Below are 12,337 nucleotides of genomic sequence, written 5' to 3' on the forward strand. Positions count from 1 at the left end.
CGCGCAACCGGTGCCGACCGACGTACTCGGCACACCGCGCCCGCTCGACGGCGACCATGACCTGCGCGACGGTGAGACTGCCCCGACCGCTCCCGGCATGCTGCCCGGAGCAGTCGCGCACCAGCCCGACGACGAAAAACGCCGCTCCGGAATGGCATTCCACCTTCGCCGCAGCGCGCTGCCCACCCGAGCCACCACATGTCGATCCTTTCAGCATCTTCAAGCGAGGAACCCTGGTCCTTCAGGGCGGGGAGGAATCGCGGAACACGACCGGCATTTTTCAAACGATCTACGTGGTAGCGTGTGTCGTATGAACATTGTCGTGCAGGTGAAGCTTGAGCCGGATGCCAGGCAGGTATCCGTGCTGGAGTCGACCCTGTGCGCACTCAACAAGCAAGCGAACAAGGTCTCCGAGGTCGCTTTCGACCGCGACGTGAAGCGCAACTACGACCTGCGCAAACTGACCTACAACGACCTCCGCGAAGCCGGGATCGGATCCCAGGCTGCGCAGCACATCATCAAGAAGGTGTGCGACGCCTACGTAACCTTGAAGGCGAACATCAAGGCCGGGAACCTCGGCAAACAAGGGTCCGAGCGCCGCGTCAAAGCGGAGTCGAAGCCCATCTCCTTCCGCCTGGACAGCGCGCACCCCTACGACGCGCGGAATCTGTCCTTCGCGCTGGAGAAAAAAACCATCTCCCTGTGGACCGTTGAAGGGCGGATGAAAAACATCCCCTTCACCGGCTCCGAAAAGGATCTTGCGAGGCTCGCCCGGTTCAAGCGGGGCGAGTGTGACCTGATGCGCCGTGACGGCATGTGGTTGCTTGCCGTCACTGTGGACATCCCCGAGGCCGAACGGTACGAGCCGACCGGGTTCATCGGTGTGGATCTCGGCATCGTCAACATTGCCACCGCCAGCAGCGGTTACCAAGCGGCGGGGCGTGGCCTCAACCGGTACCGCAAACGCCAGATCGCCCTGCGCGCCAAGCTTCAAGCCAAGCAGACCAAGGCCGCCAAGCGGCGGCTCAAGGCCCGTGCCCGCAAGGAAGCGCGGCACGTCAAGAACATCAACCACTGCATCTCGAAGACGATCGTGACCGAGGCCAAGCGCACCGGACGCGGTATTTCCCTGGAAGAACTCCAGGGGATCCGCGAGCGGGTACGGCTCCGTAAGCCTGAGCGGGTCACGCTGCACTCCTGGTCGTTCGACCAGCTTGGGCAGTTCATCGTCTACAAGGCCAACATGGCTGGGGTGCCGGTGGTCTACGTCGATCCCGCGTACACATCACAGATGTGTGCGGATTGCGGGTACACGGACAAGAAGAACCGTGTGTCGCGGGGGTCTTTCACTTGCCGGTCGTGCGGCCACGCTCAGCACGCCGACCGCAACGCTTCCCGCAACATCGCCCAGCGGGGCAATGCTGTGTGGAACGCGGGGCGTGAGTCACGCGTCCCGGTCGGCGCATAGCCGATCAAGATGCGGCAGCCTCAGCTAGCCGCAAGCTCGGCCCTTCAGGGCCGAGAAGTTGACTAGTCCCAGATGTGCTCGACTCTCACATCTCGCGCGATCGCTGTCTGCAACCGTATCGAGCCAGATCGTGACAAGGTCGTGACCTGCGGCTGAACGGGTGATGCCAGAGCTGCTTTAGGTTTGTTGGGAACCGCTACGGACGCCTCTGCGTCAGGTTAAAGTGTTCATCGTTTCCGGGGGAGATCGCAGAGTCCAGAGGGGTCTGGGATGACAAGCGCAGACACAGGTGGCTTCGCCGCAGCCAAGGAAGGGCTGAAGGCGATCGGTGGCCAGACGCAGTGGATCAATCAGCAGGTCGGTGCGGGCAAGCTGATGCTCGATCCCGAGGTCGCGGAGAAGGCTGCGAAGCGATGCGACGAAGAGATCGATGCGCTGAACGAGCTGTACGACAATGCTGCTGCGTTGCAGCGCGTCACCGGACTCGGTAACTGGCCTGACGGCAAGCAGTTGGCGCAGCGGTTCCAGGACAAGGCTACGGACGGGAGTGCGGGCGCTCTGCCGTTGATTCGTGAGCTGCAGAAGGAACTGGCGAAGCAGGCGCAAGCCTTCCGTGACGCCGCCAAGGACTACCGTGCCACAGACGAACAGAACGCTGATGATCTGAGGCGAGGTATTCAGTGAACAAGCTTGTCCGGTCCCTTGTCGTTGCAACTGCCGGCGTTGCTCTCGTCGGGCTGTCCGCGTGTGGAACTGGTGGCAATGGCAACGGCGATACCACGCAGGCGCCGACCACGAAGACGGGCGGCGCTGCACTGGAGAAGTTCGACCCGTGCACCTTCTTTCAGTCTGCTGACTTGACTTCGTGGGGGCTACCGGAGCAGGGCAAGGATTTCTCACCTGTGAGCTTCGAGCCGGGGTGTCGCTGGCAGGGTGAGAAGATGTCGCTCACCTTCCAGAAGAACGTGGACGAGACTGTGGCGTCCTATGAGCAGAGCGGTAACTGGGAGCGGTTCGACAAGAAGACCATAGGCGGGCGTTCTGCCGCGATCGCGACTGTTCCTGGTGGTGGAAGCACAGGTGGTTGCAACGTGCTAGTGGACGCTGGCGGTGGAGTTGTGATTTACGGAGTTTCTGGACGCATGGCCGATTCCGTGAATGCGTGCGCCGAAGCGGAGAAGATCGTCGACCAAACGGCTTCTCGGCTGCCGAAGTGACGAGACAGGGGGAGTGATGGGACTTCTCAGAACCCTCGACAACGCGGGTTCCCGGGTCTTCGGCTGGGAGAGCGCTGCCGAGGAGGAACGCAAGAAGCACGGCGAAGAGGCCAGCCGCGTCGCCCAGCAGCAGCAGAACCAGCTGGCGCAGCAGAACTCCGGCCTCAACGTCACGAGTTACGACTCGCCGGCTATCACGCAGTGCCTCAACTGGTCTGGCTTCAGCCACGCGCAGATTTACCAGACCAACCAGGAGTCGATCGACCAGGGCAAGGTCGGTGAGGTCGCCGAGGCGTGGAAGAAGCTGGCCACGGGACTGCGCGAGCGCGGGAACAACTACGCCACGGACCTCGCCAAGATCGTCGATGGGGGCTGGGAAGGCGAGGCCGCGAGCAACGCTCGTGAGGTCGGCAAGCCCGCTTCCGACTGGATGAAGGCCAGCGCCGATGCCTTCGAGATGACCGGGAACAACCTGCACGCCGCGGGTGAGGCCGCCGGTCAGGCCAGCAAGATGGTCGAGAAGCCCCAGGGCTTCAGTTGGGGTGAGGCCGCTTCCGCTTCGATTCCGTTCGGTATCGCCGGCGGTGGCATCAACGCGCTCAGCCAGATGGAGGAGCAGGAGCAGGCGGAGAAGGCCGCGCAGGAGACGATGGCGCGCGTCTACAGCCCCACGCTTACCCAGGTCGACGCGAAGATGCCGCAGTACAAGGGGCCGGACGGCAACATCAAGGAGCCGCCGCCGGTGCCGCCCCCGCCCCCCACGGAATGGGGCGGTGGTGGTCCCGGCGATCCCGGTGGTGGAACCGGCGGCGGGACGCCGGGCGGCGGGACCGGGAAGCTTCCCGGCGGTGGCATCGGTACCGGTGTTCCCGTCGGTGGTATTCCCGGCAGTGGCATTCCCGACCGCGGGCTCCCCGTCGGTGCATACGACCCCAACAATCTCGGTAGCCGTATCCCCGGTGGCGGCTACACCACGCCTTCCGGAACCGGTAGCCAGTGGGCCGATCAGCCCGGGCTCCCCGGCGGTGGCGGAACCGGGCTCCCCGGCGGTGGCGCCGGTGGTGGTCTCCCCGGCGGCGGCGCCGGTGGTGCCGGGATGGTCGGTGGCATGGCCGGCGGGCTGGGCGCCGGAGCCGGTGGCCTGGGCGCCGGTGGCCGGGCCGGTGTCGGTGGACTCGGCGCCGGCGCGGGTGCGGTCGGCGGTGCAGGTGCTCGAGGTGCCGGTGCCGGACGAGGCGCGATGGGCGGCATGGGTGGTGCTGGTCAGCGCGGCAAGGGCGGCGAGGACGAGGAGCACGAGCGCCCGTCCTGGCTCGAGGAGCAGGACGACATCTGGATGAACGACATGCCGAAGACCGCCCCGCCGGTGCTCGGCGAATGATCCGGTGCTGACCGGTGGCGCCGGCTTCGGCACCACCGGTCGGTCACGCTTGCAGCGGGCGAACTCACAAGGGGAGAAACAACAGTGGGCGTGTTGGGGCGGTGGCAGCTTCAGCCGGTGCACTTGGACATCGTGCTCAAGTACCTGAAGATCGACGGTTTGACCTTGCCGTTGAGCAGCCGTTCTTTTGGGTACACCGCCGATCAGTTCAGCCAGATCGCGATCGGTGAGCTGGACCGGATGGACGCCGCCGGAGTCGTGATCAACGACGAGGTCGCGCCGCCGTTGGTCACCGCGCTCAAGACGCTGGCCAACCCGTACCTGTGGGTCGACTCGCTGTGGTTCCCGCAGGTCGGCTCCGATCACTGCTGGCGGGCGCTCGCGGTGTTCACCGAAGGCAACCGGGTCGTGCTCGGCGTGCAGACACCGAGCGAGGATCCGCAGCGCGGCGGCATGCTGACCGTCGAGGTCCACGAGAACGCCCCGCTGCCGCAGGTCCTGCTGGCCACGTTGCCACCCACCAAGCCGGGCGGCCAGGGGCCGGTGCGCGTCCCGCAGAGTTCGCTGGTGCGGCAGCCGCAGCCGGACGACTACGACCAGATGAGCGTGATGCAGTCGGCCACCCCGAGCCGCGGCAGCAGCGGCGACCAGCAGGTCGCGCTCTACGAGGCGATCGGGAAGGCGCCGCACGCGCGCATCGGCCAGATGTCGGCGAGCACCCGCGACCAATACGGCCGCCGGAAGCGTTCCCAGGTGGTGTCCTGGTTCGACAACGAGCCGGACGGCCGCTACCTGAACCGGGTCGAGCGCGGCAGCTCCGGCGAGCAGGTCTTCGCGATCCTGCCGGCCGAAGCGCGCACGATCGGCGCCGAGATCGAATCCCTCATCGCCCAGGTCCGCTGACCGCGCCCGAACGCTCTACCGCCGCTGGATGCTGCGCGGAGGAAATTCGCCACCTACGCCGGGTCATCACGAAACGACGAAGAGTGGCGAAGGGGGAACGCACGGCTTGACAGTCCGCACGTAGGCTGCATGGCATGGTCGAACCCCAGCTGCATCGCGTTACCTTGCCCAATGGGCTGCGCGTGGTGTTGGCACCGGACTCGGCAGCGGGCCGAGCATCGTCAGGGCAGGCCCCTGTGGTCGGTGTCAGCGTGCACTACGACGTGGGCTTTCGCTCGGAACCGGAGGGGCGCACCGGTTTCGCGCACCTCTTCGAGCATTTGATGTTCCAAGGCAGCGAGAGCCTGGAAAAACTCGCGCACTTCCGGCACGTGCAGGGTTCCGGTGGCACGTTCAACGGTTCGACGCACCAGGACTACACCGACTACTACCAGGTGCTGCCGTCGGCGGCGCTGGAGCGGGCGTTGTTCCTCGAAGCGGACCGGATGCGGGCGCCGAAGATCACCGAGGAGAACCTGCGCAACCAGGTGGACGTGGTGAAGGAGGAGATTCGCCTCAACGTCCTCAACCGCCCCTACGGCGGGTTCCCGTGGATCCTGCTGCCGCCGGTGCTCTACTCGACCTTCGCCAACGCGCACAACGGCTACGGCGACTTCACCGACCTGGAACAGGCGACCGTCGACGACTGCGCCGCGTTCTTCGACACCTTCTACGCGCCGGGCAACGCGGTGCTGACCATCGTCGGTGACATCGACGTCGAGCAGACCATCGACCTGGTCAACAAGCACTTCGGCGACGTGCCGGCGCGCGACCTCCCGCCGCGGCCGTCCTTCGGCGAGCCGTTCCCCGCCGGCGAGCTGCGCGGCAAGCACGCCGACCCGCACGCGCCACTGCCCGCCGTCGCGCTGGGTCACCGCCTGCCCGACCCGGTCTCCGAACTCGATGCCTACCTGGCGAACGTGGTTCTCGCGGCGATCTTGTCCGACGGCGATGCCTCTCGCCTGCAGCAGCGCCTGGTCTACCAGGACACTCTCGTGGTGGACGTGCACGCCGGCTGCGGCCTGATGGGAGCCCCGCTGGACGCCCGCGACCCGGATACGTTCACCGTCACCGCCATCCACACCCCGGAGGTCGAGCTCGACCGGGTGGTCGGCGCGATCGACGAGGAGCTGGAGAAGCTGGCCACCGATGGCCCGAGCGCGGACGAGTTGTCCCGCGTCACGGCACGCTGGGCCGCCAGCCTGTACCGGGAGCACGACCGGGTGGTCACGCGGACCCTCGACCTGGGCAGCGCCGAGCTGCTGCACGGTCGCGCCGAGCTGATCTCCGAGCTGCCGAAGCTGATCGGCAAGGTCAGCGCGGAGGGTGTCGCGTCGGCGGCGAAGGCGCTGCGGCCCGATGCGCGCGCGGTGCTGGAGATCGAACCCGCAGGCGACGAGAACGCGACAGGAGGTGCGGCATGACCCGCGCAACGCACCGGAGTGCCGAGGAGATCGGCCGCACCGAGCTCGGCCCGCGGCCGCTGCCGCCGCTCGGCGAGCCCCGCATCGGCCGCGCACCGGCCGCCGTGGACACCGTGCTGGACAACGGGCTGCGGGTGATCGCCGTCCGGCACGGCGTGGTCCCGATGGTCGAGCTGCGGCTGCGGATCCCGTTCGCCGGTGCGGAACAGAAGCACCCGGCCCGCGCCGAGCTGCTGGCCGAGGCGCTGTTGACCGGCACCGAGCGCCGCAGCCGCGTGCAGGTGGACACGGACCTGGCAGCGGTGGGCGGCGACCTGCACGCGACCGTCGATCCGGAGCGGCTCAGCATCACCGGCGACGCGCTGGCCACCGGCTTGGACACCCTGCTCGACGTGCTCGCGGATGCGCTGACCGGCGCGGTGTACCGCGATGCGGAGGTCGAGGGGGAGCGCGCCCGGCTGGTCGAGCGGATCACCGTCGCGCGCTCGCAGCCGCGGGTGATCGCGCGGGAGGAGCTGCAGCGGCACCGCTACGGCGACCACCCGTTCGTCCGCGAGGTGCCGCAGGCCGAGGACGTCGCCGAGGTCAGCGTCGAGGAGGTCCGCACGCTGCACCGCGAAGCAGTGCTGCCGCGGGGCTCGGTGCTGGCGCTGGTCGGCGACATCGACCCGGACCAGGCGGTGGCTGCCGTCGAGCGCAACCTGGCAGGCTGGCAGTCCGAGGACACCGCGCGCGAACTCCCGTCGCTGCCGGCGGTTCGCGGCGGCGACGTCCGGCTGGTGCACCGGGCCGGCGCGGTGCAGTCGCAGCTGCGGTTCTCAGCCCAGGCGTTGCCGCGCACCGACCCGCAGTACCCGGCTCTGCAGATCGCGAACCTGGTCTTCGGCGGCTACTTCTCCTCACGGCTGGTGGAGAACATCCGCGAGGACAAGGGCTACACCTACGGCGCGCACTCGTCGTTCGAGTTCACCCGGGGCAACGGCACGGTCCTCGTCGACGCCGACACCGCCAGTGAGGTAACCGCGGCCGCGTTGCTGGAGACCCGGTACGAGCTGGCCAGGTTGGCGCTAGTGCCACCGACCGAATCGGAGGTCGAGTCGGCCCGGCAGTACGCCATCGGGAGCCTGCTCACCTCGACCGCTTCGCAGTCCGGGATGGCGTCCACGCTCGTCGCGCTGGCCGCGGCGGGCCTGGGGCAGGACTGGCTGCTCGCGCACCCCGAGCGGTTGCGGGCGATCACGGTCGAGCAGGTGGGCGAGGCGGCGCGGCGCTTCAGCCCGACCGCGTTCACCGGCGTTGTCGTCGGCAACGCGGACAAGCTCGCCGACCAGCTTCGACTGCTCGGGGGTGTGGTGTTGCCATGACGTGGTTGGACGGTGAGGCGGGCAAATGATTTCCGACGTGGTCGCCGGGGCGGGTTTCCAGCTGGACTCCGCGCCCCTGCTGTCCAGGTCCACCGTGGATCGCCGGGAGACGCTGCGGGAGACCCCAGACGGCGGGGCGGAGCTGTGGTCGACCGGTCGGGTCGTGCTGGTGGACGCCAAGGGACGAACCCGGATCGGCCCGGATTCGCGGCTGGTGGTGCACCCCGCGAGCGACTTCGGCGAACGTCCGGCCCCGAATGCGGTGCTGCTCGGCGCTGAGGGCGAGATCAGCTACTGGGCGCTGCGCAGCGAGCACGACGGTTCCCAGGACGACTGGCGGGACCTGCGCGCCGGCGGTGGTCTGCTCAACGACACCGACGCCGGGTTGTTCACCACCGCGGTCGGCCTCCTCGGCTGGCACGACAGCGCCCGCTACTGCGCGGTGTGCGGGGCGGCGACCACGCGGGTCCGCGCCGGTTGGGCGCGGCGTTGCACGGGTTGCGACCGCGAGGAGTACCCGCGCACCGATCCGGCCGTGATCTGCCTGGTGCACGACGGTGCGGACCATGTGCTGCTGGCCCGCCAGCCGATCTGGCCGCCGGAGCGGTACTCGGTGCTGGCCGGGTTCGTCGAGGCCGGCGAGTCGCTGGAAGCCTGCGTCTCGCGCGAAATCGCGGAGGAGGTGGGTGTCGCGGTCTCGGACGTCCGCTACCTCGGCAGCCAGCCGTGGCCGTTCCCGCGGTCGCTGATGCTGGGCTTCGCCGCGATCGCGGACCGGTCCGCGCCGCTTACGCCGGCCGACGGCGAGATCGAGGACGCCCGCTGGGTGCACCGCGACACGGTCCGGGCGGCCCTGGAGTCGGCGGGCGCGGCGGTCGACGGGCTGCGGCTCCCGCCCGGGGTGTCCATCGCCTACCGCATGATCAAGGGCTGGGCCACCTGGAACGACTGACGCGGAAGGGCTGGTCGGGGCGCCTCCCCGGCCAGCCCTCCGACGGTATCCGGGCACGGCGGTGAGGATTTCTATGCCGCGGTTTCGGGCACCCGCAGCCCGATCATCGCTCGAATGTTGTGATCACCCGGGGGTGTCAATTTCGCGAGAAATTGACCGCCACCCGGGTGAACGAGTGCGAATCACTCGTTGGAGGCCTCCGACACGCGGCGCAGGGTGCTGGGGTGTGCCCCCGGTCGGGGGAGGCGGTCTGCGAAGATGCCGGGCATGACCGAGCAGCCGCGACTTCTGGAAGGGTTGGATCCGGAGCAGCGGCAGGCGGTCATCGCACCACGCGGCCCCGTGTGCGTGCTGGCGGGTGCGGGCACCGGCAAGACCCGCACGATCACCCATCGCATCGCCTTCCTCGTGCAGCGCGGGCTCGTCGCCCCGAACCAGGTGCTGGCGGTGACCTTCACGGCCCGGGCGGCGGGGGAGATGCGCACCCGGTTGGGCGCGCTCGGCGCGGCGGGGGTGCAGGCGCAAACCTTCCACGCGGCGGCCTTCCGGCAGCTGCGCTACTTCTGGCCGCGGGTGCACGAGACCCAGATGTGGCAGCTGACCGACAACAAGTTCCGGCTGGTCATGCAGGCCGCGAACAAGCTCGGCCTGTCCACCGAGCGGGAGGACGTCCGTGACCTGGCCGGCGAGATCGAATGGGCCAAGTCGTCGCTGGTCGGCCCCGAGCAGTACCCGGCCGCCGCGGCCGCCGCCGGGCGGGACGTGCCGGTGCTGCCGGAGCAGCTCAGCAAGGCGTTCGCGGCCTACGAGCAGCTGAAGAACCGGGCGCAGGTGCTGGACTTCGACGACTTGCTGCTGCACATCGTGGCGATCCTGGAGGACCAGCCGGAGATCACCGAGGAGTTCCGCAGCCGGTACCGGTCGTTCGTCGTGGACGAGTACCAGGACGTCAACCCGCTGCAGCAGCGGGTGCTCGAATCCTGGGTGGGCAACCGCGACGACCTCACGGTGGTGGGCGACGCGAACCAGACGATCTACTCGTTCGCGGGTGCCTCGCCGAAGTGGTTGATCGGCTTCCCGCGCAAGTACCCGGAAGCGACCGTGGTGCGCCTGGAACGGGACTACCGGTCCACACCGCAGGTGGTGGGCCTGGCCAACCAGGTCATCGGTGCCGCGCGGGAGCGGCCGGCCGGCACGCGGCTGAAGCTGGTCGGGCAGCGCCCGGACGGGCCGCGCCCGGATTTCGCCGAGTACGACGACGAGACCGACGAGGCCGAGGCGATCGCCCGCAAGATCGCGCAGCTGGCCAAGCGCGGTGTTGCGTTGTCGGAGATCGCGGTGCTGTTCCGGGTCAACGCGCAGTCGGAGGTCTACGAGAAGGCGCTCTCCGACGCCGAGATCCCCTACCAGGTGCGTGGTGGTGAGCGGTTCTTCGCGCGCCCGGAGGTGCGGCAGGCCATGGTCACGCTGCGCGCCGCAGTCGCGCACGGCGCCGAAGCGGAGGACCTGCCCGCGACGGTCCGCTCGGTGCTGCGCGAGGTCGGGCTGACCGACGAGCCGCCTGCCGGTGGTGCCGCGCGCGAGCGGTGGGAGTTGTTGATCGCGCTGGTGGAGCTCGCGGAGGAGCTCGCCACGACGGTGCCCGACGCGGGCCTGTCCCGCTATGTCGCGGAGCTGGACGCGCGAGCCGAGTCCCAGCACCCGCCGACCGTCGAAGGCGTCACCCTCGCCTCGCTGCACGCCGCCAAGGGCCTCGAGTGGGACGCGGTTTTCCTGGTGGGGCTGGTCGAAGGCACGTTGCCCATCCAGCACGCCGACACCGACGCCGGCGTCGAGGAGGAACGCCGCCTGCTCTACGTCGGGGTCACCCGCGCCCGCGAGCACCTCTACCTGTCGTGGGCGCTGGCGCGCGCGGGTGGGCGCCGTTACCGGCGACGCAGCCGCTTCCTGTACAGCCTGGTGCCGGACGAGCACCCGGCGGCGCTGCCCAACAAGGTCAAGCAGCGCGAGCTGCTGTCGCGACCGGCGAAGTCCGCGAAGCCGCGTTGCCGCATTTGCAACGCCACGCTGGCGGGCACGATGGACATCAAGCTCGGCCGCTGCGCCGACTGTCCGTCCGATGTGGACGAAGACCTGCTGTCGCAGCTGAAGGCGTGGCGCAGCGAACGCGCCCGGCAGCTGAAGGTCCCCGCTTACGTGGTGTTCACCGACGCGACGCTGACCGCGATCGCGGAGCAGCGGCCGTTGGACGAGACCGCACTGGTGGGTATCTCCGGGATCGGGGCGTCGAAGTTGCAGAAGTTCGGCTCCGACGTGCTCGCGCTGATCCAGGGTGAGCGCCGCGACACGCCCTGAAATGCCTGGTGACGCAGGTTTTTCAGACGATCGAGCGGTTTCTTCGAAAAATACGTTGCGACCGGCACGGGTGTGCCAATAACCTGCAAGAGCGCGAGCCGTGGTTGGAAGAAACCCCGGCCTGAAGCCCGAAGGGAGGTGGCCTTGGTGTCCACGATTCTGATGTCGAGCACCCCGAGCCGCCTCATGGCCGGGGCAATCGCGCTGTTCCGCGTTACTTTCGCGCCGTTCCCAGCTGTTGCCGAACACGATGCCGGCTATGGCCGAAAGCTCAACCCGCGTTGGTTCCGCGCGCTGCCGCTGACCGTGGTCGACCCACGGCGGTCCGCTTTTTGGCGATTCCTTGATCCACTGATCTAGGAATCTCCCCAGGCTTCTCGAAGGCCGCGGACCCCGCATCGGGTCCGCGGCCTTCTTGTTGTTCCTGGTTTTCCGCCATCCACAACCACAAACTGCTGCCGACCGACTACAGGAGGAAGTTTCATGTTGACCGCGAGTGTGCCGATAGCAAGCGCGGGCGAGGGCTTGCTGCCGGACGGGGACACCGTGGCCGGCCTCTTCGACAGCCCCGCGACGGCGCTGGACAGCCACCTGCCCTGCCGTCAGGACCCGGACCTGTGGTTCGCCGAGAACCCGAGGGAGCTGGACCAGGCCAAGTCGCTGTGCGCCGACTGCCCGATCAAGACCAAATGCCTGGCCGGTGCGCTGTCGCGCGGCGAGCCGTGGGGGGTCTGGGGCGGCGAGATCTTCGAGCGGGGCGCGGTGGTCGCCCGCAAGCGCCCCCGCGGCCGCCCACGCAAGCACCCGCTGCCGACCGAGGCACCGGCCGCCGCCGCGGCCGAGCGACGGCGTCAGGAGCAGGCGGCATGACCTACAACCGAATTCCCGAACCCATCACCGACACCCGGATGAAGGACGAGGTACGAATGTTGATGCCCGAGGACTTGTCACGGATACGAAGTAACGAGCTGATGGACGAAGCGCACCGACAACGGCTGGCGCGGCAGATATCCGCCGGCCGCTGGTGGCGTTGGCTCGCCGATTACGCCGGTCGGCGCGCGGAACGCGCAGCCCGATGTTCTTGAGCCCGCCGAAGCCGGGATCGGCTCGGCGGGCGAAGGTAGTCGCGCGACGCTGAACCATCCCGCACCAAACGGATTTCCAGTCGCCGTCTCATTCGGACGGTTCCCGGCCGGGCACACCGGTCGGGAACCCCACGGTCGTGGCGGCGGCT

At 68.5% G+C, this 12,337-nt stretch carries 12 protein-coding genes; all 12 read left to right on the forward strand.

Annotated elements, in window-relative coordinates:
- Positions 1–10: 10 nt before the first annotated feature.
- The 12 genes from FDZ84_RS17110 to FDZ84_RS17165 all read left to right on the forward strand — a co-directional run bounded on the left by FDZ84_RS17110 (position 11) and on the right by FDZ84_RS17165 (position 12,188).
- Positions 11–1,468 carry an RNA-guided endonuclease TnpB family protein gene (locus FDZ84_RS17110; protein ID WP_210435597.1) on the forward strand — a complete coding sequence of 486 codons (1,458 nt, stop codon included), beginning with the start codon at positions 11–13 and terminating at the stop codon, positions 1,466–1,468.
- A 270-nt stretch (positions 1,469–1,738) separates the two neighbouring features.
- Positions 1,739–2,152, forward strand: coding sequence for a hypothetical protein (locus FDZ84_RS17115; protein WP_168586723.1), 414 nt, complete (start codon positions 1,739–1,741; stop codon positions 2,150–2,152).
- On the forward strand, positions 2,149–2,685 hold the full coding sequence (locus FDZ84_RS17120) for a DUF3558 family protein (protein WP_168586724.1): 537 nt from the start codon (positions 2,149–2,151) through the stop codon (positions 2,683–2,685). The genes FDZ84_RS17115 and FDZ84_RS17120 overlap by 4 nt, the downstream gene beginning before the upstream one ends.
- A 16-nt stretch (positions 2,686–2,701) precedes the next feature.
- Entirely contained in the window at positions 2,702–4,066 is a 1,365-nt protein-coding gene (locus tag FDZ84_RS17125) for a hypothetical protein (protein WP_168586725.1), read from the forward strand.
- A 117-nt stretch (positions 4,067–4,183) separates the two neighbouring features.
- The gene (locus tag FDZ84_RS17130; protein ID WP_246869063.1) at positions 4,184–4,969 is read left to right on the forward strand and encodes an ESX secretion-associated protein EspG; all 786 of its coding nucleotides are present in this window, start codon (positions 4,184–4,186) and stop codon (positions 4,967–4,969) included.
- Between the two features lie 134 nt (positions 4,970–5,103).
- Positions 5,104–6,432, forward strand: coding sequence for a pitrilysin family protein (locus FDZ84_RS17135; protein WP_168586727.1), 1,329 nt, complete (start codon positions 5,104–5,106; stop codon positions 6,430–6,432).
- The gene (locus tag FDZ84_RS17140; protein ID WP_168586728.1) at positions 6,429–7,796 is read left to right on the forward strand and encodes a pitrilysin family protein; all 1,368 of its coding nucleotides are present in this window, start codon (positions 6,429–6,431) and stop codon (positions 7,794–7,796) included. Before FDZ84_RS17135 ends, FDZ84_RS17140 begins: the two co-directional genes overlap by 4 nt.
- A gap of 25 nt (positions 7,797–7,821) precedes the next feature.
- Positions 7,822–8,748, forward strand: a complete 927-nt coding sequence (gene nudC / locus FDZ84_RS17145) for an NAD(+) diphosphatase (protein WP_210435598.1) — start codon at positions 7,822–7,824, stop codon at positions 8,746–8,748.
- A gap of 267 nt (positions 8,749–9,015) precedes the next feature.
- Positions 9,016–11,103, forward strand: a complete 2,088-nt coding sequence (locus tag FDZ84_RS17150) for an ATP-dependent DNA helicase UvrD2 (RefSeq protein WP_168586729.1) — start codon at positions 9,016–9,018, stop codon at positions 11,101–11,103.
- A 147-nt stretch (positions 11,104–11,250) separates the two neighbouring features.
- Positions 11,251–11,463, forward strand: coding sequence for a hypothetical protein (locus tag FDZ84_RS17155; protein ID WP_168586730.1), 213 nt, complete (start codon positions 11,251–11,253; stop codon positions 11,461–11,463).
- 123 nt (positions 11,464–11,586) lie between these two features.
- Entirely contained in the window at positions 11,587–11,973 is a 387-nt protein-coding gene (locus tag FDZ84_RS17160; protein WP_168586731.1) for a WhiB family transcriptional regulator, read from the forward strand.
- Positions 11,970–12,188 carry a hypothetical protein gene (locus FDZ84_RS17165; RefSeq protein WP_168586732.1) on the forward strand — a complete coding sequence of 73 codons (219 nt, stop codon included), beginning with the start codon at positions 11,970–11,972 and terminating at the stop codon, positions 12,186–12,188. The genes FDZ84_RS17160 and FDZ84_RS17165 overlap by 4 nt, the downstream gene beginning before the upstream one ends.
- Positions 12,189–12,337 lie beyond the last annotated feature (149 nt).

The sequence above is a fragment of the Saccharopolyspora sp. ASAGF58 genome (assembly GCF_012277335.1).
Classification (GTDB): Bacteria; Actinomycetota; Actinomycetes; order Mycobacteriales; family Pseudonocardiaceae; genus Saccharopolyspora; species Saccharopolyspora hattusasensis.

Bases quoted from the DNA above. Each gene is read 5' to 3' on its own strand.
- FDZ84_RS17160 (WP_168586731.1), top strand. From the start codon at position 11,587: ATGTTGACCGCGAGTGTGCCGATAGCAAGCGCGGGCGAGGGCTTGCTG.
- FDZ84_RS17140 (WP_168586728.1), top strand. From the start codon at position 6,429: ATGACCCGCGCAACGCACCGGAGTGCCGAGGAGATCGGCCGCACCGAG.
- FDZ84_RS17115 (WP_168586723.1), top strand. From the start codon at position 1,739: ATGACAAGCGCAGACACAGGTGGCTTCGCCGCAGCCAAGGAAGGGCTG.
- FDZ84_RS17125 (WP_168586725.1), top strand. From the start codon at position 2,702: ATGGGACTTCTCAGAACCCTCGACAACGCGGGTTCCCGGGTCTTCGGC.
- FDZ84_RS17165 (WP_168586732.1), top strand. From the start codon at position 11,970: ATGACCTACAACCGAATTCCCGAACCCATCACCGACACCCGGATGAAG.
- FDZ84_RS17135 (WP_168586727.1), top strand. From the start codon at position 5,104: ATGGTCGAACCCCAGCTGCATCGCGTTACCTTGCCCAATGGGCTGCGC.
- FDZ84_RS17150 (WP_168586729.1), top strand. From the start codon at position 9,016: ATGACCGAGCAGCCGCGACTTCTGGAAGGGTTGGATCCGGAGCAGCGG.
- nudC (WP_210435598.1), top strand. From the start codon at position 7,822: ATGATTTCCGACGTGGTCGCCGGGGCGGGTTTCCAGCTGGACTCCGCG.